Annotated in this window: 23 protein-coding genes; 5 read left to right on the forward strand and 18 right to left on the reverse strand. The window is 59.6% G+C overall.

Going from position 1 to position 25,705, the window contains the following annotated elements:
- Positions 1-55 precede the first annotated feature (55 nt).
- The 5 genes from KW837_RS02190 to ccoG all read right to left on the reverse strand — a co-directional run bounded on the left by KW837_RS02190 (position 56) and on the right by ccoG (position 5,549).
- On the reverse strand, positions 56-739 hold the full coding sequence (locus KW837_RS02190) for a sulfite exporter TauE/SafE family protein (protein ID WP_007933361.1): 684 nt from the start codon (positions 737-739) through the stop codon (positions 56-58).
- The gene (gene ccoS / locus KW837_RS02195; protein ID WP_008075166.1) at positions 732-950 is read right to left on the reverse strand and encodes a cbb3-type cytochrome oxidase assembly protein CcoS; all 219 of its coding nucleotides are present in this window, start codon (positions 948-950) and stop codon (positions 732-734) included. Before ccoS ends, KW837_RS02190 begins: the two co-directional genes overlap by 8 nt.
- A 22-nt stretch (positions 951-972) precedes the next feature.
- Positions 973-3,423 carry a heavy metal translocating P-type ATPase gene (locus KW837_RS02200; protein WP_218394355.1) on the reverse strand — a complete coding sequence of 817 codons (2,451 nt, stop codon included), beginning with the start codon at positions 3,421-3,423 and terminating at the stop codon, positions 973-975.
- Between the two features lie 159 nt (positions 3,424-3,582).
- On the reverse strand, positions 3,583-4,122 hold the full coding sequence (locus KW837_RS02205; protein WP_123360013.1) for a FixH family protein: 540 nt from the start codon (positions 4,120-4,122) through the stop codon (positions 3,583-3,585).
- Between the two features lie 11 nt (positions 4,123-4,133).
- Positions 4,134-5,549, reverse strand: coding sequence for a cytochrome c oxidase accessory protein CcoG (ccoG, locus tag KW837_RS02210; RefSeq protein ID WP_218394356.1), 1,416 nt, complete (start codon positions 5,547-5,549; stop codon positions 4,134-4,136).
- Between the two features lie 473 nt (positions 5,550-6,022).
- On the opposite strand from ccoG, the gene KW837_RS02215 reads away from it, so the two are divergent.
- Complete coding sequence (locus KW837_RS02215) at positions 6,023-7,027, forward strand: metallophosphoesterase (protein ID WP_218394357.1); 1,005 nt, start codon at positions 6,023-6,025, stop codon at positions 7,025-7,027.
- Between the two features lie 55 nt (positions 7,028-7,082).
- On the opposite strand, the gene ccoP (KW837_RS02220) is transcribed toward KW837_RS02215, so the two are convergent.
- The 8 genes from ccoP (KW837_RS02220) to ccoN (KW837_RS02255) form a co-directional block, all read right to left on the reverse strand.
- Positions 7,083-8,066 (reverse strand): cytochrome-c oxidase, cbb3-type subunit III, encoded by a 984-nt coding sequence (gene ccoP, locus KW837_RS02220; protein WP_192342541.1) that lies wholly within the window; start codon positions 8,064-8,066, stop codon positions 7,083-7,085.
- The gene (locus tag KW837_RS02225) at positions 8,063-8,248 is read right to left on the reverse strand and encodes a CcoQ/FixQ family Cbb3-type cytochrome c oxidase assembly chaperone (protein ID WP_003175465.1); all 186 of its coding nucleotides are present in this window, start codon (positions 8,246-8,248) and stop codon (positions 8,063-8,065) included. Before KW837_RS02225 ends, ccoP (KW837_RS02220) begins: the two co-directional genes overlap by 4 nt.
- Before the next feature lie 5 nt (positions 8,249-8,253).
- Entirely contained in the window at positions 8,254-8,862 is a 609-nt protein-coding gene (gene ccoO, locus KW837_RS02230; RefSeq protein ID WP_009042961.1) for a cytochrome-c oxidase, cbb3-type subunit II, read from the reverse strand.
- The gene (gene ccoN, locus KW837_RS02235; protein WP_007905436.1) at positions 8,862-10,304 is read right to left on the reverse strand and encodes a cytochrome-c oxidase, cbb3-type subunit I; all 1,443 of its coding nucleotides are present in this window, start codon (positions 10,302-10,304) and stop codon (positions 8,862-8,864) included. Before ccoN (KW837_RS02235) ends, ccoO (KW837_RS02230) begins: the two co-directional genes overlap by 1 nt.
- A gap of 482 nt (positions 10,305-10,786) precedes the next feature.
- Positions 10,787-11,740, reverse strand: a complete 954-nt coding sequence (ccoP, locus tag KW837_RS02240; RefSeq protein ID WP_192342542.1) for a cytochrome-c oxidase, cbb3-type subunit III — start codon at positions 11,738-11,740, stop codon at positions 10,787-10,789.
- Positions 11,737-11,949, reverse strand: coding sequence for a CcoQ/FixQ family Cbb3-type cytochrome c oxidase assembly chaperone (locus KW837_RS02245; RefSeq protein ID WP_305729659.1), 213 nt, complete (start codon positions 11,947-11,949; stop codon positions 11,737-11,739). The genes ccoP (KW837_RS02240) and KW837_RS02245 overlap by 4 nt, the downstream gene beginning before the upstream one ends.
- 9 nt (positions 11,950-11,958) lie before the next feature.
- Complete coding sequence (gene ccoO / locus KW837_RS02250; RefSeq protein ID WP_074875099.1) at positions 11,959-12,567, reverse strand: cytochrome-c oxidase, cbb3-type subunit II; 609 nt, start codon at positions 12,565-12,567, stop codon at positions 11,959-11,961.
- A 10-nt stretch (positions 12,568-12,577) separates the two neighbouring features.
- Entirely contained in the window at positions 12,578-14,002 is a 1,425-nt protein-coding gene (gene ccoN / locus KW837_RS02255; protein WP_074875101.1) for a cytochrome-c oxidase, cbb3-type subunit I, read from the reverse strand.
- Positions 14,003-14,111: 109 nt separating this feature from the next.
- Here ccoN (KW837_RS02255) and KW837_RS02260 point away from each other — a divergent pair, with 109 nt between their 5' ends.
- Positions 14,112-14,789, forward strand: a complete 678-nt coding sequence (locus tag KW837_RS02260; RefSeq protein WP_218394358.1) for an alpha/beta family hydrolase — start codon at positions 14,112-14,114, stop codon at positions 14,787-14,789.
- 176 nt (positions 14,790-14,965) lie between these two features.
- On the opposite strand, the gene KW837_RS02265 is transcribed toward KW837_RS02260, so the two are convergent.
- The 3 genes from KW837_RS02265 to acnA all read right to left on the reverse strand — a co-directional run bounded on the left by KW837_RS02265 (position 14,966) and on the right by acnA (position 20,425).
- Positions 14,966-16,531 carry a PAS domain-containing methyl-accepting chemotaxis protein gene (locus KW837_RS02265; RefSeq protein ID WP_218394359.1) on the reverse strand — a complete coding sequence of 522 codons (1,566 nt, stop codon included), beginning with the start codon at positions 16,529-16,531 and terminating at the stop codon, positions 14,966-14,968.
- Positions 16,532-16,635: 104 nt separating this feature from the next.
- Positions 16,636-17,427 carry a CPBP family intramembrane glutamic endopeptidase gene (locus KW837_RS02270; protein ID WP_192342546.1) on the reverse strand — a complete coding sequence of 264 codons (792 nt, stop codon included), beginning with the start codon at positions 17,425-17,427 and terminating at the stop codon, positions 16,636-16,638.
- Between the two features lie 256 nt (positions 17,428-17,683).
- Positions 17,684-20,425 (reverse strand): aconitate hydratase AcnA, encoded by a 2,742-nt coding sequence (acnA, locus tag KW837_RS02275; RefSeq protein ID WP_218394360.1) that lies wholly within the window; start codon positions 20,423-20,425, stop codon positions 17,684-17,686.
- 222 nt (positions 20,426-20,647) lie between these two features.
- Here acnA and rlmM point away from each other — a divergent pair, with 222 nt between their 5' ends.
- Both rlmM and tusA read left to right on the forward strand, forming a co-directional pair.
- On the forward strand, positions 20,648-21,721 hold the full coding sequence (gene rlmM, locus KW837_RS02280; RefSeq protein WP_123496472.1) for a 23S rRNA (cytidine(2498)-2'-O)-methyltransferase RlmM: 1,074 nt from the start codon (positions 20,648-20,650) through the stop codon (positions 21,719-21,721).
- 175 nt (positions 21,722-21,896) lie between these two features.
- Positions 21,897-22,148 carry a sulfurtransferase TusA gene (gene tusA / locus KW837_RS02285; RefSeq protein ID WP_007907805.1) on the forward strand — a complete coding sequence of 84 codons (252 nt, stop codon included), beginning with the start codon at positions 21,897-21,899 and terminating at the stop codon, positions 22,146-22,148.
- A gap of 205 nt (positions 22,149-22,353) precedes the next feature.
- On the opposite strand, the gene KW837_RS02290 is transcribed toward tusA, so the two are convergent.
- Positions 22,354-23,763: an MATE family efflux transporter gene (locus KW837_RS02290; protein ID WP_218394361.1), complete on the reverse strand. Its 1,410-nt coding sequence runs from the start codon at positions 23,761-23,763 to the stop codon at positions 22,354-22,356.
- Positions 23,764-24,066: 303 nt separating this feature from the next.
- Here KW837_RS02290 and pdxB point away from each other — a divergent pair, with 303 nt between their 5' ends.
- Positions 24,067-25,209, forward strand: a complete 1,143-nt coding sequence (gene pdxB, locus KW837_RS02295; RefSeq protein WP_192342550.1) for a 4-phosphoerythronate dehydrogenase PdxB — start codon at positions 24,067-24,069, stop codon at positions 25,207-25,209.
- Between the two features lie 188 nt (positions 25,210-25,397).
- Here pdxB and KW837_RS02300 read toward each other — a convergent pair whose 3' ends face one another.
- Positions 25,398-25,577 carry a PA1571 family protein gene (locus KW837_RS02300; RefSeq protein WP_095634240.1) on the reverse strand — a complete coding sequence of 60 codons (180 nt, stop codon included), beginning with the start codon at positions 25,575-25,577 and terminating at the stop codon, positions 25,398-25,400.
- Positions 25,578-25,705: the final 128 nt, after the last annotated feature.

A 25,705-nucleotide genomic window follows, 5' to 3' on the forward strand; every position in this document is an offset into this window, starting at 1 on the left:
GGGGTCGCGGACGCCTGTAGGAGCGAGGCTTGCCCGCGAAGGGCGCGCCGCCGAGCTAATGCCCCATCAGCCAATGCTGATGCGGCCCTGGCAAGGTCCAGATACCGAACACCATCACCAGCAAGCCACCGGTCATGCGTACGCTGCGTTTGCGCAACAATGCCGTGACGCGCTCGGCGGCAAGCCCTGTGGCGAGCAGCACCGGCCAGGTGCCCAGCCCGAATGCCAGCATCAGCAATGCACTGTCCAGCGCATTGCCCTGGCTCGCCGACCACAGCAATGTGCTGTAAACCAGCCCGCACGGCAGCCAGCCCCATAGCGCGCCCAGCAGCAGGGCGCGGGGCAGGTTCGACACGGGTAATAATGTGTTGGCCACCGGCTGGATATGCCGCCACAGGCCACGGCCGAGGCTTTCGATGCGGGTCAGGCCGCTCCACCAGCCGGCCAGGTACAGGCCCATGGCGATCAGCAGCAGCCCGGCGAGAATGCGCATGAACATCGCCGCCGGGCTATTGGCCACGGCCCAACCGGCCAGGCCGATCAGCAGGCCGGCCGCGGCGTAGCTGAGAATGCGCCCCAGGTTGTAGGCCAGCAATAGTCGAAAGCGTCGGCTGCGTTGTTCTTTGGGGATCGCCAGGGTCAACGCGCCCATCAAGCCGCCGCACATGCCCAGGCAATGCCCGCCGCCGAGCAAGCCGAGGATCAGCGCAGACACCAACAGTGGCGCCAACTCAAGCATGGGGCGGCGCCTTATCGTCCGGTTTGGCCGGATGGCCGCCGGCCTCGTCGACCGCTGCCTTGTGGTTCGGGTCCTGATCGTCGAACAGGATGCTGTGGGCCGGGCCGTCGAGATCGTCGTACTGACCGCTATCGACTGCCCAGAAGAAGATGTAGATAGCGATGGCCACGATCAGCAGCGCGGCCGGGATCATCACGTAGAGAGCTGGCATCTGGACTCCATGCCCGCGCGGCTCAGGCCGGCAGCGGACGGGTTTCTGGCGTGGTGCCGGCAGCCGGCGCGCTCGGCAGGCGAGTCAGGCGCAGGGCATTCAATACCACGGTCAACGAACTGATCGACATGCCAACCGCTGCCCATACCGGAGTGATCCAGCCGAGGGCGGCGAACGGCAACATGAGGCCATTGTACAGCGCTGCCCACAGCAAATTCTCGATGATGACCCGACGGGTGCGGCGGGCCAGGCTGAAGGCTTGCACCAGCGCGTCGAGGCGGTTCGACAACAGCACCGCATCGGCACTGGTTTTCGCCAGATCGGTGGCCGAACCCATCGCCACGCTGATGTCGGCGGCGGCCAGCACCGGCACATCATTGACCCCGTCACCGAGCATCAACACCTTGCGACCTTCCTTGTGCAGTTGTTGCAGCACCTGCAATTTATCGTCCGGACGCAAACCGCCTCGGGCCTCGTCGATGCCCAACTCGGCAGCGACGCTGGCAACCATCGGCGAGCTGTCGCCGGACAGCAGCAGTGTGCGCCAGCCACGAGCCTTGCAGGCCGCCAGCAGGGCAGGCGCGTCGGCACGTAAACGGTCATCGAGTACGAACCAGGCCAGCGGCCCCTGACTGTCGCCGAGCAACAGCCATTGGCCGGGCTCATCGGGCATTACAGGCGTTTGAGCGCCGCTGAGTTCGCAGACAAACCCCGGTTGGCCAATGCGCAGGCGTTGTGCGCCGACCAACCCCTCAAGGCCCAGGCCCGGCGTGCTGTGAACTTCTTCGGCGGCCAGCGGCGCGCGGCCAAAAGCCCGGGCAATCGGGTGCTCGGAGCGGTTTTCCAGGGCGGCGGCGAGGCTCAGGCATTGATCGCTGGTCAAGGCTCCAAGTGGCCGGATCGAACGCAAGGCCAAGCGACCTTCGGTGAGGGTGCCGGTCTTGTCGAAAATCACCGTGTCGATCTGGTTCAGGCCTTCCAGCACATGGCCGCGCGTCAACAAAAGACCGAGCTTGTGCAGCGTGCCGGTGGCGGCGGTGAGGGCGGTTGGCGTGGCCAGCGACAAGGCGCACGGGCACGTCGCAACCAGCATCGCCAGGACGATCCAGAACGCCCGCGAAGAATCCAGTTCCCACCACAGCAGGCCGATGGCAGCCACCGCGATAAGCGACAACAGCAAAAACCATTGCGCGGCGCGGTCGGCGATTTCCGCCAGTCGTGGCTTTTCGGCCTGGGCGCGATCCAGCAGGCGGACGATGGCCGACAGTCGCGTGTCCTGTCCCAGCGCCAGGACTTCCACGGTCAGCGCACCTTCAACGTTCAAGGTGCCGGCGGTGACAGCATCGCCCGGGGTCCGTGGTTGTGGCAGGTATTCGCCGGTCAGCAGGGATTCGTCGATGCTCGATTGACCGTCGAGGATCTTGCCATCGGCCGGCAGAATTGCTCCGGGATGCACCAGCACCTGATCGCCCACGCGCAATTCGCTGAGCAGAATCCGTTCGCTCTGGCCGTCGGCACTCAGCCGCAGGCAGGAGGCGGGTAACAGATTGACCAGCTGTGCGGTAGCGGCGGCGGTGCGTTCCCGGGCTCGACGTTCCAGATAACGCCCGGCCAGCAGGAACAGTGCAAACATCCCTACTGCATCGAAATACAGCTCGCCTACCCCGGTGATCGAGGTCCAGATCCCGGCGATATAGGCACTGCCGATCGCCAGCGACACCGAGACGTCCATGGTCAGGTGACGGGTGCGCAAGTCGCGCATCGCCCCTTTGAAGAACGGCGCGCAGCTGTAGAACACGATCGGCGTGGTCAGAAACAGCGCGACCCAGCGCAGGATGGTGTGGAGCTCGGGGCTGAGGTCAATGTTGAATTCCGGCCAGGTGGCCATGGTTGCCATCATCGCCTGGAACCACAGCAGTCCGGCAACGCCGAGTTGACGTAGCGCCAGACGGTTTTCGCTGGCCAGTTGTTCACTGGCGCGGTCGGCCTGATAAGGGTGGGCGGCGTAACCGATGTGGCGCAATTCACTGAGCACTTGACTCAATGGCAATTGCGCATCGGCCCAGCGCACATGCAGGCGGTGGTTGGACAGGTTCAAGCGTGCTTCGGCCACCGCCGGCAAGGCGCGCAGGTGTTTCTCGATCAACCAGCCGCAGGCGGCGCAACTGATGCCTTCCATCAACAGGGTGGTTTCGGCGAGTTCGCCTTCGTGGCGGACAAAGGGTTGCTGCACGTCGGCGCGGTCGTACAGCGCCAGCTCATCCACCAACTGTACCGGCAAGGCTTCGGGGTTGGCCGAGGCTTCGCTGCGATGCTGGTAATAGCTTTCCAGCCCACCGGCCACGATGGCCTCGGCCACTGCCTGGCAACCCGGGCAGCAGAACTCGCGGGTATCCCCGAGGACGGCGGCGGTGAAGCGGCTGCCGGCCGGGACGGGCAGGGCGCAGTGGTAGCAGGGGGTTGGATTGGTCATGAGGTTTTCACTGGTGCCGCTGAATCTCTGTCGTCAGGTAGGGCCTCTTCGCGAGCAAGCCCGCTCCCACATTGGTTCTGTGTCGTGCACCGAGTTTTGAGTACACCAATAATCCAATGTGGGAGCGGGCTTGCTCGCGAATGCGCGAAGCGCAGGTTTTTATTTTTTCAGGTCTTCCGCGCCCTGCAGCGGCTCATCGCCCAGCAACAGATCCTTGGCATGGCTGACCTGTTCTTCTTCGAACATGCGCCAGATCTTGTCATCCTGAACACCCAGCAACTCGACGAAGCGACGACCTTCAATTTTGTCACTCAACTGGCCAATGTAACGGCCCTGTTCGGTTTCACTGCGGGCCAGGGTGATCTTGCGATCCTTCTCCGGCTGGGTGGGTGAAATCAGGTTCAGTTCAAGGGTTTTCGGCTGGCTGTTGCCGCTCAGGCGCAGGTCGACTTCGCCGGTCACGTCATCCAGATGCACGCTGGCACGCAGTTGCAGGGTCTGGGCCAGCAGTTCACGGTCCAGTGAACGGTTGATGCCCTTGCCGGCCTCGTAATAGTTGTCGTTGACCAGGTTGTCCGGGTTGTTCACCGCGATGGTCACCATCGACAGGGTCAAGGTCACCGAGCAAGCCAGGATGGCGATGATGATCCACGGCCAAAGGTGCTTGTACCAGGGACTTGCGGCAGTTGCAGCGGGCATGGTCATTTCTCTCAACGAGTTTGTGGGCCGATGAATCGGCTCTTGGCTTCAACGTGGACGTTGGCGTCGTCGGCATCCTTGAGGATGAATGTCACCTCGTTGGTGCTCGACGGCAGTTGTTCCGGTGCGCTGGACAGTTCCACCGGCTGGCTGAAAATCTCCCCGGCGGCGACTTTGATCTCGCGCTTGCCTTGCAGCTTGAGGTCCGGCAGGCCGGTAGCTTCGAGCACATAGGTATGGTCGTGCTGGTCCTTGTTCATGATCTTCAGGCTGTAGACGTTTTCGATCCGGCCTTCGGCGTTCTCGCGGTACAACACGCGGTCTTTACTGACATCGAAGCCAACCAGCGAGCGCATGAAAAATGCAGTCACCAGCAATGCGATCATCGCCAGCAGCACCGTGGCATAGCCGATCAGGCGTGGGCGCAGTTTATGGGTTTTTTGCCCGGACAGGTTGTGCTCGGTGGTGTAGCTGATCAGGCCGCGCGGGTAATCCATCTTGTCCATGATGCTGTCGCAGGCGTCAATGCACGCCGCGCAGCCGATGCATTCGACTTGCAGGCCGTCACGAATGTCGATACCGGTGGGGCAGACCTGGACGCACATCGTGCAGTCGATGCAATCGCCAAGACCCTGAGCCTTGTAGTCGATGCCTTTCTTGCGCGGGCCACGGCTTTCGCCACGGCGCGGGTCGTAGGAAACGATCAGCGTGTCCTTGTCGAACATCACGCTCTGGAAGCGTGCGTACGGGCACATGTAGATGCACACCTGCTCGCGCAACCAGCCGGCGTTGCCGTAAGTGGCGAGGGTGAAGAAGCCGACCCAGAAATACGACCAGCCATCCGCCTGGCCGGTGAAGAACTCGATCACCAGTTCGCGAATCGGCGAGAAGTAACCGACAAAGGTCATGCCGGTCACGAAACCGATCAGCAGCCACATTGTGTGCTTGCCGAACTTGCGCAGGAATTTGTTGGCGCTCATCGGCGCCTTGTCGAGCTTGATACGCTGGTTGCGGTCGCCTTCGGTGACCTTTTCGCACCACATGAAGATCCAGGTCCAGACGCTTTGCGGGCAGGTATAGCCACACCAGACCCGACCGGCATACACGGTAATGAAAAACAGGCCGAAGGCACTGATGATCAGAATGCCCGAGAGCAGGATGAAATCCTGAGGCCAGAAGGTCGCGCCAAAAATGAAGAATTTACGCTCCGGCAGGTTCCACCAGACGGCCTGATGACCGCCCCAGTTCAGCCACACCGTGCCGAAATACAGCAGAAACAGCCCGGCCCCGCCGATCATCCGCAAATTGCGGAACAGGCCGGTGAAGGCGCGAGTGTAGATCTTTTCTCGAGAGGCGTAGAGGTCGACGCTGTTGTTCGCGTTCTTGGCAGGCGGAGTGACGTCGTGTACCGGAATCTGATTGCTCATCGTTGCATCCCACGGCAGTGGAAAAATGCCTCGGTCAGTACATGCCGACCGCGGTCAAAAAGAGGTGTTGCAGTGGCGCAATGATACGCCTGTCGCTCTAGATCAAGGGTGCGACCTTTAGTCGCGTTGGGCAAATTCAATTGATGGTGTAGTGACTTGAATCAATTGACTTGTGGGTTTCGTCGATTTTTCGCTTTGCAGATTAGAGTCTAGGCGATTCATAGCCTTTGCGCTGCCGTAGCGTCTGAAACGGCAAGGTTTCAACCTCTGCGTGTGTAGTTGTCCGAGATGAAATATTAATAAATCCAGGTTAGCTAAAGTTAAAGTTGGCTTCGATTTTTTGTGTGGTTGAAATATATTTATTTAATTGGCGCTGGTTGTGTCTTTGAAGTTTTTTATTTTTTCAAATATGTTGTTGTTCCGCGATATTGATATCGCTTGGATATGTCTAATTTAAATGGAGTTTTAATGCTGTGGTTTCTAATAAAGTTGTAAGGTTTTTGCTGGGAGTGTGTTTGTTGTCTTCGGTTACTTTAGCTCATGCGATACAGGGTACTCCTCGGCATATGGTGTTTGCCTCTGATACGCAATATCCGTGGACAGACAAAACAGATATCAGGGCGCCTGAATCCGATGCGGACTTCGCTGTACGTTCCAAATGGTTGGTGGAAACCCAGCTTGCAAGTATTGCTGACTTTCGAAACAATCAGGGGGCGCAATCACAAGTGCCACTGATGATCAACGGTGACATAACCGCTTTCGGCCATGGCTGGCAACGATCGTATATGAAGTCGGCATTAGAGAAGCACTTCAAGGGTGATTATCTGTACGGTTTGGGTAATCACGATTATGAAAATAACGTGGATGATTGTTTTAGTAATAACTGTGCGGCGGGCAGTATAGTCGAGTTTAATAAGCATCATGCGGGTAAGGTGGATAGCTTTGATTTGAAAGTTACGGGCTGGTTCCTTGATACGCTGTATTCGGGCAGCCTCGCTTATTCAAAGAATATCGGTGAAGTTCACATGGTGCAGCTCAATAACGAGCCCACTTACACGACGAAAATTTCCCACGAGTTGAACCCGACGACGTTCGACATCACCAGCGCATTGGACTGGCTTGAGACCGATCTTAGGCTGGCTAGAGCTCAGGGCTACGCCATCATCATCAATATGCATAAGCCGTTCGAGATGAAGGGGGACGCTGAGCAACAAAAGCGCTTTCGCGAAATGATCAGCAAGTATCAAGTGACTGCAATATTTGCCGGTCATTTGCACAAAAACGGAGGTGATTCCTATTGGTTGGGAAATGTGCCGATGTATCTGAGCGGCAGTACCTCTCAGCAAACCTACCTGATCACCAGCTTTACCGAGGATCGCAAGCAGTTGCAGATCTATCTGGTGAAGGATAATCAATGGCAGAGCCGGACGCTGATCGATACGATTCCTGTGAAATCAATTTTCGCTAATCGCCCATAAAAAAAGCCCCGCCAGATCACTGGCGGGGCTTTTTTTATTGTATCAAGCGTTTGCCTTACTGGGCGTCCGCTTCCGGCGCTTTCTCACCGTGAGAGAGGCTGTAGACGTAAGCGGCCAGCAGGTGAACCTTGTCGTTGCCTTGCAGCTGTTCTTGCGCAGGCATCTGGCCCTGACGACCGTAACGGATGGTCTGCTGCAGTTGAGCGAAGCTCGAACCGTAGATAAACGCCGCCGGGTGGGTCAGGTCAGGGGCGCCCATGGCTGGCGTACCTTTGCCGGCCGGGCCGTGGCACGCCACGCAGTTGGCGGCGAACAGTTTCTGCCCGGCAACCGGGTCAGCCTTGGCGCCTTCAGGCAGCTTGCGGCCATCCAGGTTGGTCAGTACGAACGCGGCAACGTCAGCAACGCCTTGCTCGCCGATCACTTCAGCCCAAGCCGGCATCACGGCGTGACGACCGCCCATGATGGTGGTCTTGATGGTTTGCGCTTCACCGCCCCAGCGCCAGTCGGCGTCGGTCAGGTTAGGAAAACCATAGGCGCCTTTGGCGTCGGAACCGTGGCAGACCGAGCAGTTGGAGGCGAACAGGCGGCCACCCATCTTCAGGGCTTGTGGGTCTTTGGCAACTTCTTCGATTGGCATGGAAGCGAACTTGGCGAAGATCGGGCCAAACTTGGCGTCCGACCTGAGCATTTCCTTTTCCCATTCGTGAACGCCGGTCCAGCCAGTCTGGCCGTTGGCGAACGCGGTCTGCTTCTCGTTATCGAGGTAGTTATAACCCGGCAACAGGCCTTTCCAGTTACCCAGGCCCGGGTACAGCACCAGGTAGCCGAGGGCGAAGATGATGGTGCCCACGAACAGCATGAACCACCATTTTGGCAGCGGGTTGTCATACTCCTCGATCCCGTCGAAGGAGTGGCCGACCGTTTCATCGGTGGATTCGCTGCGCTGGCCCTTGCGGGTGGACAGCAGCAGCCAGGTCAGGGCGAAGATGGTGCCGAGACTGAGGACTGTGACGTACAGACTCCAGAACGTAGTCATTCTTTGTTACTCCTAGAAGCTTGCTCGACGTGCTTGATGGCTTCGGGATCATCCGCGAAAGGCAGCAAGGTCGCGTCTTCAAACTCCGACTTGCGCTTGGGGCTGAACACCCACAGCGCCAGACCGATGAAGGCCACCATCACAACAACGGTGCCCAGGCCACGAATCATCCCGATATCCATCTAAATCACCGTTTGCTTTTGATGATGGTGCCCAGGCCTTGCAGATAGGCCACCAGCGCGTCCATTTCGGTTTTGCCCTTCACAGCATCCTTGGCACCGGCGATGTCTTCGTCGGTGTAAGGGACGCCGAGCGTGCGCAAGACTTCCATTTTCTTGGCGGTGTCTTTGCCGTCGAGCTTGTTTTCCACGAGGAACGGGTAGGCCGGCATTTTCGACTCAGGCACCACGTTGCGCGGGTTGTACAAGTGCGCACGCTGCCAGTCATCGGAGTAACGACCACCGACACGGGCCAGGTCCGGACCGGTACGCTTGGAACCCCACAGGAACGGGTGGTCCCAAACGCTTTCACCGGCGACCGAATAGTGGCCGTAACGTTCGGTTTCAGCACGGAACGGGCGGATCATCTGCGAGTGGCAGCCGACACAACCGTTGGCGATGTACACGTCGCGGCCTTCCAGCTCAAGGGCGGTACGCGGCTTCATGCCCTCGACCGGCTTGTTGGTGACGTCCTGGAAAAACAGCGGAACGATTTGAGTCAGGCCGCCGATGCTGACGGCGATAACCATGAAGAAGGCCAGCAGGCCAATATTCTTCTCGACTGCTTCATGCTTCATCAGTGAGCTCCAACTACAGCAATCTGTTCAGCAGCTTTGGCTTCAGCCGGGTTCGAGGCACGTACGGTACGCCATACGTTGTAAGCCATGAACAGCATGCCGCTGGCAAAGAACGCACCGCCCAGGGCGCGAACGATGAAACCTGGGTGGCTGGCTTGCAGCGCTTCAACGAACGAGTAGGTGAGGGTGCCGTCGTCGTTGATTGCACGCCACATCAGACCTTGGGTGATGCCGTTGACCCACATCGACGCGATGTACAGCACGGTGCCGATGGTCGCGAGCCAGAAGTGCGTGTTGATCAGGCCGATGCTGTGCATCTGCGTACGACCGAACAGTTTCGGGATCATGTGGTAGATCGCGCCGATCGAAATCATCGCTACCCAGCCAAGAGCGCCGGCGTGTACGTGGCCGATGGTCCAGTCGGTGTAGTGCGACAGCGAGTTGACGGTCTTGATGGCCATCATCGGGCCTTCGAAGGTCGACATGCCGTAGAACGCCAGCGATACCACGAGGAAGCGCAGGATCGGGTCGGTGCGCAGCTTATGCCAGGCGCCCGACAGGGTCATCATGCCGTTGATCATGCCGCCCCAGCTGGGTGCCAGCAGGATGATCGACATCGCCATGCCCAGGGACTGAGCCCAGTCCGGCAGTGCGGTGTAATGCAGGTGGTGCGGGCCGGCCCAGATATACAGGGTAATCAGCGCCCAGAAGTGCACGATCGACAGACGATAGGAGTAGATCGGACGCTCGGCCTGCTTCGGAACGAAGTAGTACATCATCCCCAGGAAGCCGGTGGTCAGGAAGAAACCTACCGCGTTGTGGCCGTACCACCACTGGATCATCGCATCAGTCGCACCCGAGTAAGCCGAGTAGGACTTGAAGAAACTGACCGGCAGGGACGCGTGGTTGACGATGTGCAGCATCGCGGTCACGACGATGAAGGCACCGTAGAACCAGTTACCGACATAGATGTGCTTGGTCTTGCGCTTGACGATGGTGCCGAAGAACACCAGACCGTAGGTGACCCAGACGATGGCCAGCAGAATAGCCAGAGGCCATTCAAGTTCCGCGTATTCCTTGGTGGTCGTGAAACCCATCGGCAAGGTAACGATCGCGCCGACTATCACCGCTTGCCAACCCCAGAAGGTGAAGGCCGCGAGGCTGTCGGAAATCAGTCGCGTTTGGCAGGTTCGCTGCACGACGTAATAGGAAGTGGCAAACAGAGCGCACCCACCGAAGGCGAAAATCACCAGGTTGGTGTGCAGCGGGCGCAGGCGTCCAAAGCTCGTCCATGCCAGACCGAAGTTCAACTCCGGCCAGACCAGTTGCGAGGCGATGAAGACACCGAGCCCCATGCCAAGGATCCCCCAGACCACCGTCATGATGGCGAACTGGCGGACTACCTTATAGTTATAAGCAGTCGGACTGATTGCTGTGCTCATTCTAAGGTTCCACGGTTTGGGTGTTTTATTAGGAGTAAAAATCGGCCGCAAGTATGTAGAAAGCGGGGGGTCATTGCAACGCGCCATGACGTAGGTCAATGCTTTCAAAAGCTGATTCTGCGGCCTTTCCATGCGCTGCGTAAGGACAAAATTGCCCTCGGACAAAATGTCGCAACGGATCAAAGAGGCGAGGGGTTCAGGTCAGTTGTAACGGGGTATGTTCAAACACGACGATCGGGTAACAGAGGGCAACGGGGACGATAGCCGGTGTCTACCAGCCTTTGCGGCCTGTCATCGAGCAAATTCGTCGAACACATCGGGTTGAATCGACCTGGAACCGGCGCTGGCCAGTCCGCATCGCAGGGAAGCTTAGACCCGAATCCGGCGAACCGAAAGGAAGACCAAGGGAGGGTGCGACAATGCGTCGCAAAGGGGCAGGGAACTGCCGCATCCGGGTGAATGCGGCGTTGCGCGGACGAGATTTATTCGCTTTTGCCTTCAGCCTGTAAACGCTCGGTGCTCAGACCTTGAGACAGGCTGTATACGTAAGCGGCCAGCAATTGCACCTTGTCGTTGCCGAGCAGTTCGTTCTGCGCCGGCATATGGCCCTGGCGGCCATGACGAATTGTTTGTTGCAGTTGCGCCAGGCTTGTACCGTAGATAAATCCGGCCGGTTGCGTCAGGTTCGGCGCCCCCATGGCTTCAGTGCCCTTGCCGTTTGCCCCATGACAGGCTACGCACATAGTGCTGAACGCTTGCTGTCCGGCATGCAGGTCGGCACTGTTGTCTGCAGGCAAAGGCAGGCCGGCCAGTTCATGACGTACATAGGCGGCGACGTTCTTCACGCCGGCGTCACCGAGGATTTCTCCCCAGGCGGGCATCGCGGCCATGCGACCGCCCATGATAGTCGTTTTGATCATTTCGGCATCGCCGCCCCAGCGCCAGTTGTTGTCCGCCAGGTTGGGGAAACCGAACGCGCCCTTGGCATCCGAGCCGTGGCACACCGAGCAATTGGACGCAAACAGACGACCGCCCATTTTCAGCGCTTGCGGGTCCTTGGCCACTTCTTCAACTGGCATGGCAGCAAATTTGGCGAAGATCGGCCCGAACTTCGCGTCAGCCTTGTTCATCTCCTTTTCCCATTCGTGGACTCCGGTCCAGCCGTTTTCATAACCGGGCAAGATGCCTTTCCAGTTGCCCAGGCCCGGGTAAAGCACCAGATAACCGACGGCAAACACCAAGGTTGCGGCGAACAGCATGAACCACCACTGCGGCAGCGGGTTGTCGTACTCCTCGATGCCGTCGAAGCTGTGGCCCATGGTCTGGTCGACGCTGCCCTTGGTTTCGCCCTTGCGGGTGCCGATCAGCAGCCAGGTCAGGCCGATCAGGCTGCCAATGGTCAGTACGCAGATCCACGTACTCCAGAAGGTGGTCATGGCCGGGTACTCCTTGTTTCAGGTTCTTGGGTGGCGACTTCGGGTAGCGGTTCATCGGCGAACGGCAGCAGGCGTGCTTCGGCGAATTCCGGATTGCGCTTGCGGTTGAACACCCACAGCGTCAGGCCGACAAAGGCCACGAACACCACGACCGTGCCCAGGCCGCGGATCATTCCACTGCTCATTACGCTTACGATTTCAAAGGGCATGGCCATGGCTCACCTCTTGCTCTTGATGGATGTGCCGAGCACTTGCAGGTAAGCGACCAATGCGTCCATTTCGGTTTTGCCCTGGAGTGAGGCGACTGAACCTGTGATGTCTTCATCGGTGTACGGCACGCCGAGGGTGCGCATGGCGCGGATCTTGGTTTCGGTGTGGCTGCTATCTACCTTGTTGTCCACCAGCCACGGGTAGGCCGGCATCTTCGATTCAGGCACCACGTTGCGCGGGTTGTACAAGTGCGCGCGGTGCCAGTCTTCGGAGTAGCGACCACCGACCCGGGCGAGGTCCGGGCCGGTACGTTTCGAGCCCCACAGGAACGGGTGATCCCAGACGCTTTCACCGGCCACCGAGTAGTGGCCGTAGCGTTCGGTCTCGGCGCGGAACGGACGGATCATCTGCGAATGGCAACCGACGCAGCCTTCGCGGATGTAGATGTCACGACCTTCCAGTTGCAGCGCGGTGTAGGGCTTCATGCCTTCCACCGGTTTATTGGTCACGTCCTGGAAGAACAGCGGGACGATCTGGGTCAGGCCGCCGATGCTCACGGCCAGCACCATCAGCAACATCAGCAGGCCGACGTTTTTCTCGATTGTTTCGTGTTTCATGGCGGCCTCCTCAGGCGATCTGCGCGGCAGCGGCGGCTTCGGCAGGCTGCGAGGCCCGCACGGTGCGCCAGGTGTTGTAGGCCATCAGCAACATGCCGCTGAAGAAAATCGCACCGCCTACCAGACGCACGACGAAGCCTGGGTGGCTGGCCACCAGGGTTTCGACGAAGGAGTAGGTCAGCGTGCCGTCTTCGTTGACAGCGCGCCACATGAGGCCCTGGGCGATGCCGTTGACCCACATCGAAGCGATGTACAACACGGTGCCGATGGTGGCGAGCCAGAAGTGCGCGTTGATCAGGCCGATGCTGTGCATCTGTGTGCGGCCGAAGATTTTCGGGATCATGTGGTACAGCGCGCCAATGGAGATCATCGCTACCCAACCGAGGGCGCCGGCGTGAACGTGGCCGATGGTCCAGTCGGTGTAGTGGGAGAGGGCGTTCACGGTTTTGATCGCCATCATCGGCCCTTCGAAGGTCGACATGCCGTAGAACGCCAGCGACACCACGAGGAAGCGCAGGATCGGGTCGCTGCGCAACTTATGCCAGGCGCCCGACAGCGTCATCATGCCGTTGATCATCCCGCCCCAGCTCGGTGCCAACAGGATCAGCGACATCACCATGCCCAACGATTGCGCCCAGTCCGGCAGCGCGGTGTAGTGCAAGTGGTGCGGGCCGGCCCAGATGTACAGGGTGATCAGCGCCCAGAAGTGCACGATCGACAAGCGATAGGAATACACCGGACGCTCGGCCTGTTTCGGCACGAAGTAGTACATCATCCCGAGGAAACCGGCGGTGAGGAAAAAGCCTACGGCGTTGTGTCCGTACCACCACTGCACCATGGCGTCGGTCGCACCGGCGTACAGCGAGTAGGACTTGGTGAAACTCACCGGCAATTCCAGGTTGTTGACGATATGCAGGATCGCCACGGTGATGATGAAGCCACCGAAGAACCAGTTACCGACATAAATGTGTTTGGTCTTGCGCTGCATGATCGTGCCGAAGAACACCACGGCATAAGCCACCCAGACGATGGTGATCAGGATGTCGATCGGCCATTCCAGTTCGGCGTATTCCTTGGAACTGGTGTAACCCAGTGGCAGGCTGATGGCCGCCAGCAAGATCACCAGTTGCCAGCCCCAGAAGCAGAACGCGGCGATTTTCGGCGCGAACAATCGGGTCTGGCAGGTGCGTTGTACCGAATAAAACGAACTGGCGAACAGGGCGCAACCGCCGAAGGCGAAGATCACCGCGTTAGTGTGCAGCGGGCGCAGACGGCCGAAGCTGGTCCACGGCAGGTTGAAGTTGAGTTCAGGCCAGACCAATTGGGCGGCGAGAAAAACCCCGAGCCCCATGCCGACGATGCCCCACACCACCGTCATAATGGCGAATTGGCGGACCACCTTGTAGTTGTAGGCGGTACTGATAGAAGTGTTCATGGTTCCCCATCCACGGTTCAGCCGAAGTGAGGGCCTGCCTTTGCGAGTAAGCCGCACGGCAGACGCTCCCTTCGCCTGGAGTTATAGGCAGACTAAAAGCGAGGCAAGCATGGACAAAGAGCACAAGGCCAGTATTGACGGGGATCAATGGGCGCAGTGTGTGCGAGATCATGGATGGTTGTGGAATGCCGCCACGGCGCCGGCCTCGGCGACGCTGATTCTCGCTCACGGCGCCGGTGCGCCGATGGACAGCGGCTGGATGAGCGACATGGCTGAGCGCCTTGCCGCGCATGGGGTCAACGTGTTGCGTTTCGAGTTTCCCTACATGGCGCAGCGGCGTATTGATGGCGGTAAACGTCCCCCGAACCCGGCGCCCAAATTGCAGGAATGCTGGCGTGAGGTGTATGCCGTGGTGCGACGCCATGTCGCTGGACGCCTGGCCATTGGCGGCAAGTCCATGGGCGGGCGGATGGCGAGTTTGTTGGCCGATGAGTTGGGAGCGGATGCGCTGGTGTGCCTGGGGTACCCGTTTTACGCCGTCGGCAAACCGGAAAAACCGCGGGTCGAGCATTTGGCGGCGCTGAAGACTCGTACGTTGATTGTGCAGGGTGAGCGCGATGCGCTGGGTAATCGGGCTGCGGTCGAAGGGTATGAGTTGGCGCCGGGAATCGAGGTGATCTGGCTGGAGGCAGCGGATCATGATTTGAAGCCGTTGAAGGCTTCGGGGTTTAGTCATGAGCAGCATTTGGCGGCTGCGGCGGGGAAGGTGGCTGCGTTTCTTCAGTGAGATTTTCGCCTGCATTCAGGGCCTCTTCGCGGGCAAGCCTCGCTCCTACAGGTAATCAGTGCTCGCATGATCGACGCATGACCTGTAGGAGCGAGGCTTGCCCGCGAAAGCGATCTGCCAGGCAACAAAAACCCCGGAAGCTTTCACCTTCCGGGTTTTTGTCTTTCCCGCAGCAATCAGCGGTTAAACCGCTCCACCAACGAATACTGGGTATTCGCGGTCTTGGTCAGTTCTTCGCTCAATAGCGCCGAGTGCTGTGCCTGTTCCGAGGTCTGGTCAGCCAATTGCGAGATGTTGCTGATGTTGCGGCTGATTTCTTCGGCCACTGCACTTTGCTCTTCGGTGGCGGCAGCGATCTGGGTGGTCATGTCAGTGATGTTGGCCACCGCTTCGCTGATGCCCACCAGCGCCTGATCCGCTTCCAATACCCGCGCCACACCTTCTTCGGCCTGGCGATGCCCGGCTTCCATCGTTTGCACCGCGGTGCTGGCGGTTTGCTGCAGCTTGGCGATCAGCGCGTGAATCTGCCCGGTGGATTCGCTGGTGCGTTGTGCCAGCTGACGCACTTCGTCGGCCACCACCGCAAAACCACGGCCCATCTCGCCGGCACGCGCGGCTTCAATCGCAGCGTTCAAGGCCAGCAGGTTGGTCTGGTCGGCGATGCCTTTGATCACATCGACCACGCCGCCGATTTCGTCGCTGTCCTTGGCCAGTTGCGTGACCGTCAGGCCGGTTTCACCGACCACCACCGACAGGCGTTGAATGGCTTCGCGGGTTTCCCCGGCGATGTCGCGACCGCGACCGGTCAGGCGATTGGCTTCCTGAGTGGCGTCAGCAGTGCGCTGCACGTGGCTGGCGACTTCCTGAGTGGTGGCCGCCATCTGATTCACAGCGGTCGCCACTTGCTCGGTTTCCACGCGTTGACGTTCCAGGCCGGTGGAGCTGTTGTGCGCCAGGGTGTCGGATTGTTTCGCTTGCTCGGTCAGGTGTTCGGCGGTGTCCTGCAGGCGGGTCAGGCAGGTTTTCAGGCGTGCTTCCTGGCTGAGGATCGACATCTCCAGACGCGCCTGGGCGCCACGGCTGTCGGTATACATCTGCGCGATCAGCGGGTCGGACGTGGTCTGCTCGGCCAGGCGCAGCAAACGCTTGATACCGCGCTGTTGCCAGCTCAAGCCCATCAAGCCCAACGGCACCGAAAGGCCGGCGGCGAGGGCGAAGCCCCATTGAGACGTCAGAGTGGCGCCGATCATGAAGCTCAACTGGCTGACCAGAATGAACGGCAGCCAGTCCTGAAGCACCGGCAGCCATTTGTCGCTTTGAGGAATGGCTGACTTGCCCTGGTTGATGCGTTGGTAGAGCGCTTCGGCACGGCGGATCTGCTCGGCGGTGGGTTTGACCCGCACCGACTCGTAACCGACCAGCTGATTGCCGTCGAACACCGGTGTGACATAGGCGTTAACCCAGTAGTGGTCACCGGTCTTGCAGCGATTCTTGACAATGCCCATCCATGGCAAGCCTTGTTTCAGTGTGCCCCACATGTGCGCGAACACCGCAGCCGGGACGTCGGGGTGACGGACCAGGTTATGCGGTGCACGGAGCAGTTCCTCACGAGAAAACCCGCTGATGTCGACGAAAGCGTCGTTGCAGTAGGTGATCACGCCCTTGGCATCGGTGGTGGAAATCAACCGTTGCTGAGCCGGGAAGGTCCGTTCGCGTTGGGTAATGGGCTGGTTGTTACGCATGGCTTTTTCAATCCGCAAGGCTTTGAGAGGTTGTCGGCATCGTCAGGCATTTATTGAAGTGTTTTTTTCATAAATCAGTGACGCGTCGCAAAACGACCATTGCGTCAGCCAGCGAGCATCGGATAAGTGAACAGCCCGAAATGCAGCAGATTCAAACCAAAGTGGGTGGCGATGGCCGCGCCCAATCCGCCGAAACGGTAGGCCAGGCCATAACCGACCCCCGCGAGGCCCGCCAACAACACCCATTGCCAACCGGCACCCAGATGAGCGAGGCCGAACAGCATTGAGGCGAGCAATAACGCGAGGTTGTCGCCGTAAGACAGGTGTTTGAACTGCCGGCTCAGACCGCCTTGGATGTAGCCGCGAAACAACGCTTCCTCCACCAGCGTCACCAGTAGCAGATTGTTCAACACCCACAACCAGGCCTGATCCGGCCACTTCGGTGCCCAACTGATCACGCCCAGCAACAGCGCGCCACCCAAGGCCAGCACGGCACTTACGGTCAGGGCGAGGGCGGTGGCATAAACGGACAGCCGCAACGAGCGCCGGCCGACAATCCATGGGCAAATCAGCAACAGCCAGAAACCGATCAGCGGTTTGTCCTGATTCAGGTACATCGCAAACGGCACGGCATCGTCGGTGAAACGCTGGGGATCAATCGCGCGACCGTTGAAGAAGCCGGGAAGCCAGTGCATTGCCAGCGCTACCGCCAGGACGATGAACAAGCCGTGGCCGAGGTAGCGGCCAATGGGGATCTGTTGTTGGCGAACGGCGAAACCGGCAATCAGCAGCAGCGCGAAAGAGATAGCAGCGAGCCAGCCGAGATGGCCGTAGATCAAAGCCAGGCCGTAGCCAATGGAGAGAAGTGCCAGATAAGTCCATGGCAGAGCGATCATGTTAAGTCCTTGTTTCAGAGATTCTGCAATGTGCCTCGGTCCCCCTGTGGGAGCGGGCTTGCTCGCGAAGAGGCCATCACATCCAACATCAATGTTGACTGCTACGCCGCTTTCGCGAGCAAGCCCGCTCCCACAAGGGATCTCGGCCGGACACAAAAAGGGTGAACGACGCCGATTCAATGAGCGGGGCGATTATAGAGACGCACACCACGTAAACAAAAACACCGCCCGAAGGCGGTGTTTTATCAGCAGGCTGTTACGAGGCAATCAATTGCCGCAACACGTAATGCAAAATCCCCCCGGCCTTGAAGTACTCCACCTCGTTGAGGGTATCGATCCGGCACAACACCTCAATCTTTTCCTTGCTGCCGTCTTCACGGGAGACAACCAGGGTCAGGTTCATCCGCGGAGTCAGTTCGACGCCGGTCAGGCCAAGGATGTCCACGGTTTCCTTGCCGGTGAGGTTCAGGCTCTTGCGGTTCTGATCCAGCTTGAACTGCAACGGCAACACACCCATGCCGACCAGGTTGGAACGGTGAATTCGCTCGAAGCTCTCGGCGATGACTGCTTTCACGCCCAGCAGATTGGTGCCCTTGGCTGCCCAGTCGCGGCTCGAGCCTGTGCCGTATTCTTGCCCGGCGATCACCACCAGCGGTGTCCCCGACGCCTGGTACCGCATGGCCGCGTCGTAGATCGGCAGCTTCTCCCCGGTCGGAATATAAATCGTGTTGCCGCCTTCTTCGCCGCCAAGCATCTCGTTGCGAATGCGGATGTTGGCGAAGGTGCCGCGCATCATCACTTGATGGTTACCGCGACGGGAGCCGTAGGAGTTGAAGTCACGCGGTTCCACCCCTTGCTCGCGCAGGTACTGGCCGGCAGGGCTGTCCGCCTTGATGTTACCGGCCGGGGAAATGTGGTCGGTGGTCACTGAATCGCCAAGCAACGCGAGGACTTTCGCCCCTTCGACGTCCTTGACCACCGGCGCAGGGCCGCCGATGTCATCGAAGAAGGGCGGATGCTGGATATACGTTGAATCGTTGTCCCACACATAAGTCGCCGCCTGCGGCACTTCGATCGCCTGCCACTGTTCGTCGCCGGCAAACACTTCGGCGTACTCCTTGTGGAACATCGCGGTGTTTACCTGAGTTACCGCGTCGGCGATTTCTTTAGTGCTCGGCCAAATGTCTCGCAGATAAACCGGCTGGCCGTCCTTGTCGTTACCCAATGGCTCGCTGCTGATGTCGATGCGCACCGTGCCAGCCAATGCATAGGCGACGACCAGAGGCGGGGAGGCCAGCCAGTTGGTTTTTACCAGCGGATGCACGCGACCTTCGAAGTTGCGGTTGCCCGAGAGCACCGAGGCGACAGTCAGGTCGGCTTTCTGAATGGCTTTTTCGATCGGCTCCGGCAACGGCCCGGAGTTGCCGATGCAGGTGGTGCAGCCATAACCGACTAGGGCAAAACCGAGCTGATCAAGGTATTGGGTCAGACCTGCAGCCTTGTAGTAGTCGGTGACCACTTTCGAACCGGGAGCCAGCGAGCTCTTGACCCACGGTTTGCGCTTCAGGCCTTTCTCCACGGCTTTTTTCGCCACCAGCCCGGCCGCCATCATCACGCTGGGGTTGGAGGTGTTGGTGCAGGACGTGATGGCGGCGATCACCACCGCACCGTTTTTCAGCCGATAAGTACTCCCTTCGTGGTGGTAATCCGCTTCGCCGACCAGATCAGCGTTACCCACCGCGACGCCACCGCCACCCTCACTTTCGAGGCGACCTTCTTCCTTGCTGGAGGGTTTGAACTGCAGGCCGAGAAAGTCAGTGAACGCTTGCGCGACATTCGGTAACGAGACACGGTCCTGAGGACGTTTCGGCCCGGCGAGGCTGGCTTCGACGCTGCCCATGTCCAGGGCCAGGCTGTCGGTGAACACCGGCTCCTTGCCGGGCAGGCGCCACAGGCCCTGGATCTTGCTATAGGCCTCCACCAGTTTCACGGTTTGCGGAGTGCGACCGGACAAACGCAAGTACTCCAGTGTCACCTCGTCCACCGGGAAGAAACCGCAGGTGGCGCCATATTCCGGGGCCATGTTGGCGATGGTCGCGCGATCGGCCAGCGGCAAATCGGCGAGACCGTCGCCGTAGAACTCGACAAATTTCCCCACCACACCTTTCTTGCGCAGCATCTGGGTGACCGTCAGCACCAGGTCGGTGGCGGTAATGCCTTCCTTGAGTTTGCCGGTGAGTTTGAAACCTATCACTTCCGGAATCAGCATCGACACCGGTTGGCCGAGCATCGCTGCTTCCGCTTCGATCCCGCCGACGCCCCAGCCGAGCACGCCGAGACCGTTGATCATGGTGGTATGGGAATCGGTGCCGACCAAAGTGTCCGGGAAGGCATAGGTGCGCCCGTCCTCGTCCTTGGTCCAGACCGTGCGGCCCAGATACTCGAGGTTGACCTGGTGGCAAATGCCGGTGCCCGGTGGCACCACGCTGAAATTGTTAAAGGCGCTCTGACCCCAGCGCAGAAAGGCATAACGCTCGTGGTTGCGCTGCATTTCGATGTCGACGTTTTGTTCGAAGGCGCTTGCACTGGCGTATTTGTCGACCATCACCGAGTGGTCGATCACCAGGTCCACCGGCGACAGCGGATTGATTCGCTGCGGGTCGCCACCGGCCTTGGCCATCGCAGCACGCATGGCGGCCAGGTCGACCACGGCGGGGACGCCGGTAAAGTCCTGCATCAATACCCGCGCGGGCCGGTACTGGATTTCGCGATCGGAGCGGCGCTCCTTGAGCCAGGCGGCAATCGCCTTGAGATCAGCGCCGGTGACGGTTTTCTCGTCCTCCCAGCGCAGCAGGTTTTCCAGAAGCACTTTCAACGACATCGGCAGCTTGTCCAGATCGCCCAGGCTTTTGGCGGCTTCGGGCAGGCTGAAATAGTGATAGGTCTTGTCGTCGACTTGTAAGGTTTTAAGGGTTTTCAGGCTATCGAGGGATGGCATTGAAATGACTCCTTTAAATCCGCACGGCTACGGACTGACGGGAAGGACAGAGCTCTAAACCTAGCCCTGTTTATACGTTAAGGCTAATAACTGGACTCTACGGGCAAGTCCAAGGTTCCGATCTCGGCTATCATGCGCCGGTTTTCGTGACAGGCTTTGCTTCAACGCAAGTCTGGGCATCGCGCAGTGGCTGAATTCTTCGCCAACTGCCCAGGAGTAAGAATGAACACCCTCTTTATGCATTGCCGGCCGGGCTTCGAAAGCGAAGTCTGTTCCGAGATTTCCGAACATGCCGCGCGGCTGAACGTGGCCGGTTATGCCAAGGCCAAAACCGCCAGCGCCTGCGCCGAATTTATCTGCACCGAAGAAGACGGCGCCGAGCGCCTGATGCGTGGCCAGCGTTTCGCCGATCTGATCTTCCCTCGCCAGTGGGCTCGCGGGATCTTCATCGATCTGCCGGAAACCGATCGCATCAGCGTGATCCTTGCGCACATGGCGGACTTCCCGCTGTGCGGCAGCCTGTGGCTGGAAATGGTCGACACCAACGATGGCAAGGAACTGTCGAACTTCTGCAAGAAGTTCGAAGGCCACCTGCGCAAGGCGCTGATGGCCGCTGGCAAACTGGTGGAAGACGCCAACAAACCGCGGTTGTTGCTGACCTTCAAAAGTGGTCGCGAAGTGTTCATGGGCCTGGCGGAATCGAACAATTCGGCGATGTGGCCAATGGGCATTCCACGCCTTAAATTCCCGCGTGAAGCGCCGAGCCGTTCGACCCTCAAGCTGGAAGAAGCCTGGCACCATTTCATTCCCCGCGACCAGTGGGACGAGCGCTTGCACAGTGACATGACCGGTGTCGACCTCGGCGCTGCACCCGGTGGCTGGACCTGGCAACTGGTCAATCGCGGCATGTTGGTGACCGCCATAGACAACGGCCCGATGGCCGAAAGCCTGATGGACACCGGTTTGGTGCAGCATCTGATGGCTGACGGTTTCACCTTCAAGCCCAAGCAACCGGTCGACTGGATGGTCTGCGACATCGTCGAGAAACCTGCGCGCAACGCGGCAATGCTGGAAGAGTGGATTGGCGAGGGGCATTGCCGCGAAGCGGTGGTCAACCTCAAGCTGCCGATGAAACAGCGCTATGCCGAAGTGAAGCGCTTGCTGGAACGTATTGCCGACGGGTTCAAAGCACGAGGTATTCGGGTCGAGATCGGCTGTAAGCAGCTGTATCACGACCGTGAAGAAGTGACCTGCCATCTTCGCCGATTGGACGTGAAGAAACCCAAGTCCCGTTAAGCTACACCCCCTGTAGGAGCGAGGCTTGCCCGCGAAGGCTGCAGCGCGGTCCCATAGATACACCGCAGCGCGGCCTTCGCGGGCAAGCCTCGCTCCTACGGGGGGCGGCGTTCTGCCATAGATGACCGAACACCCGGCAATGCGCGACAATGCCGGCAAGTTTCAGGAGTAAATCATGAGTGAAATGATCGATACGCCGGTAGACGGCACCCTCGACGCCACCGGCCTCAATTGCCCGGAACCGGTGATGATGCTGCACCAGCACATCCGTGACCTGGTGCCTGGCGGCCTGCTGAAGGTGATCGCCACCGACCCGTCGACCCGTCGCGACATTCCCAAGTTTTGCGTGTTTCTCGACCACGAACTGGTCGCGCAGCACGAAGAAGCAGGCACCTACCTCTACTGGATCCGCAAGAAACTCGCTTAACGGGCCAAAAAAAGAGCCTGCATATGCACAATGGCAGTCAGTTAAGCCCGAATCCCTGTGGGAGCGGGCTTGCTCGCGAAGACGGCAGCACAGTCAACATTGATGTCGCCTGATACACCGCTTTCGCGAGCAAGCCCGCTCCCACAGGTTTCGCACCTTAACTGACTGGCATTACCTGCATCTGCCGGCCCTTTTTTGCGCTCGCTTAACCCGCCGAACGACTGATGCGGATCCGCTTGCGTGCACTGCGCGTCAGGCGGATCGACAGCATCAGCGCTGCGCAACTCAAGCCGACGATCAAACCCTGCCACAGCCCGCTCGGGCCACTCGGCGCGCCGAGCCAGTTGGTCAGGCCCAGGGCGTAACCCACCGGTAAACCGATTCCCCAGTACGCGAACAGTGTCAGGATCATCGTCACCCGCGTGTCCTGATAGCCGCGCAATGCGCCCGCCGCCGTCACCTGGATCGCATCGGAAAACTGGAACAGCGCCGAATACACGATCAACATCGCGGCCACCTGAATCACCGTCGGGTCGGCGGTGTAAATCGCAGCGATGGGTTCACGCAGCAATAGCATCAGGCTCGCCGACAAGCACGCATAAGCCAGGGCAGTGCCCATGCCGACACCGGCGGCGAAGCGGGCTTCGCGTGGTTCCTCACGGCCCAGTGCCTGGCCGACACGCACGGTCACGGCCATGCCCAGGGAGTAGGGGATCATGAACACCAGCGAGCTGAAGTTCAGCGCAATCTGGTGCCCGGCGACCACGGTGGCGCCGAGGCTGCCGATCAGCAGGGCGATCACGGCGAAGATGCTCGACTCGGCGAACACCGCGATGCCGATTGGCAGGCCGATGCTCAACAAACGCTTGATCACCGACCACTGCGGCCAGTCGAAACGGATGAACAACTCACTCGACTGATAGGCCGGCGCCCAGCGCTCCCAGCCGGCCATGCCTAGCGCCATCACCCACATCACGATCGCCGTGGCCCACCCGCAGCCGACACCGCCCATGGCCGGCACACCGAAGTGGCCGTAGATGAAGATGTAATTGAGTGGAATATTCAGCGCCAGCCCGCACAGGCCAAGGACCATGGCCGGGCGGGTGCGCCCCAGACCATCGCTGAAACAGCGCAGCACGTGATAGACCGCGACGGCAGGCAAACCGCTGGCGATGCCGTGCAGATACTGCATGCACGGGCCGATCAATTCGGGGTCGACCTTCATGATATGCAGGATCGGTTCGGCGCTGAACAGCATGCCGGTCGCCATCAAGCCCACCACCAGCGCCAGCCACAGGGCCTGACGCACGATCGGGCCAATCTCGCTGTGGGTGCCGGCGCCGAAGCGTTGGGCGACTTTCGGGGTAGTGGCCAGCAGTGTGCCGGTCATCAGCAGAAACACCGGCACCCAGATCGAGTTGCCCAGCGCGACGGCCGCCAGATCTCGAGGCCCGACACGACCGGCCATTACCGCATCGACGAAGCCCATGGCGGTGGTCGCCAGTTGCGCGATCATGATCGGCAACGCCAGGCCAAGCAGGTTTTTCAGCTCCAGGCGAACCCGGGCCGGGCGGTTGAGAGAAATAGCGGCGGGGCGGTCAGTCACGGAATTCAAGGCGAAACGTCCAAAAGATTTTGATGCGCGAGACGGCGCATTCTACGCCTTGACGCAGTGGTCAGGAAAAGTCCTGTGTTAGGGATTTGTAAATGGTTTTCGGACGTTGCGATATCCCCTGTGGGAGCGGGCTTGCTCGCGAAGGGGGAGTGTCAGTTGACATCAATGTTGCCTGACACGCCGCTTTCGCGAGCAAGCCCGCTCCCACAGGATGAGTGGTCCCTTCACATTGAAGGTGAACAATGCCCGCTGGCCCACACCCTCATCTGCGCCTAAACTGCCGATCCGCCAAAGGAGCCTGCCATGCTGATTGTTGCCGACGAAAATATCCCGCTACTCGATGCCTTCTTCGCAGGTTTCGGTGAAATCCGCCGGGTGCCGGGACGTGCCATCGACCGCGCCACTGTCGAGCAGGCCGATGTGCTGTTGGTGCGCTCGGTGACCAACGTCAACCGCGCATTGCTCGAAGGCAGCAAGGTGCGCTTTGTCGGCACGTGCACCATCGGCACCGATCACCTGGATCTGGATTACTTCCGACAGGCCGGCATTACCTGGTCCAGCGCGCCAGGCTGCAATGCCCGGGGTGTGGTCGATTACGTGCTGGGCAGCCTGCTGACCCTGGCCGAAATCGAAGGTGCCGACCTGACTCAACGCACCTACGGTGTGGTCGGCGCCGGTGAAGTGGGCGGGCGGCTGGTCAAGGTTTTGCAAGGTCTGGGCTGGAACGTGCTGGTCTGCGATCCCCCAAGGCAAGCGGCCGAAGGGGGCGATTATGTCAGCCTCGAGCAGATCATCGAGCAATGCGACGTCATCAGTCTGCACACTCCGCTGGACAAGCAAGGCCCTCAGTCGACCTGGCATCTGTTCGATAAAAACCGCTTGAACCAACTCAAGCCCGGCGCCTGGCTGATCAACGCCAGTCGTGGCCCGGTCATCGACAATACCGCCTTGCGCCAGGTGCTGTTGGAGCGTGAAGACCTGCAAGCGGTGCTGGATGTCTGGGAGGGGGAACCTGAGGTCGATGTGGCATTGGCCGAGTTGTGTGTGCTGGCGACACCGCACATTGCCGGTTACAGCCTCGACGGCAGACAGCGCGGGACGGCGCAGATCTATCAGGCGCTTTGCGAGTTCCTTGGGCAACCGGAACAGGTCCGCCTGAACGATTTGCTGCCGGCACCATGGTTGTCGGCGGTGACGTTGAACGCCGACAGCGATCCGGCCTGGGCGCTGGCGATGTTGTGCCGTGGCGTGTACGACCCGCGCCGTGACGATGCGAATTTCCGTCGCAGCCTTGTAGGTCATGTGAGCGAGCAGCGTGCGGCGTTCGATGCACTGCGCAAGCATTATCCGCTGCGGCGTGAGATCGATGGGTTGAAGGTGCGAATCGAGGGGGATTCGCCGGCGTTGCAGCGGATCGTGGCGGCGTTGGGTGCTTCGGTTCTATAAGAGACCGAGTTGGCCCTTTCGCGAGCAAGCCCGCTCCCACATTTGATCTTCAGCGAACACACGTGTTGTGTACGGCAGAGATCAAATGTGGGAGCGGGCTTGCTCGCGAATGGCGGCACCGCAATTCTTCGATAAACACCCATAAAAAACCCGGCTAAAAGAGCCGGGTCAAGAAGACGGTGGCTATATCACTCTTGTTCGGCAGGCTTGACCAATCGCTTTTCCAGTTCGCGGCAAGCGTCCTGGATCATGTTTTCAGTGATCGGTACTTCGCGCCCATCCTTATCAATAATCGAGCAACCCAGAGACTGGTCTGGCTGCGTGCGGATCACTGGAATCTTGTCATCGCTGCTGTTTTGCAAGGACATGGCCTGTCTCCTCTTCAGGTTGTGTGCTTACTGTAGAACCGCCAGGTGACCGGGCTGTGACAACTCCCTGCGATCTTCAGGTCGGCATCCTCAGTCCATCAGAAATACCCTGATGTTTCCACCCGGAC

The sequence above is a fragment of the Pseudomonas sp. PDM24 genome (genome assembly GCF_019218905.1).
Classification (GTDB): Bacteria; Pseudomonadota; Gammaproteobacteria; order Pseudomonadales; family Pseudomonadaceae; genus Aquipseudomonas.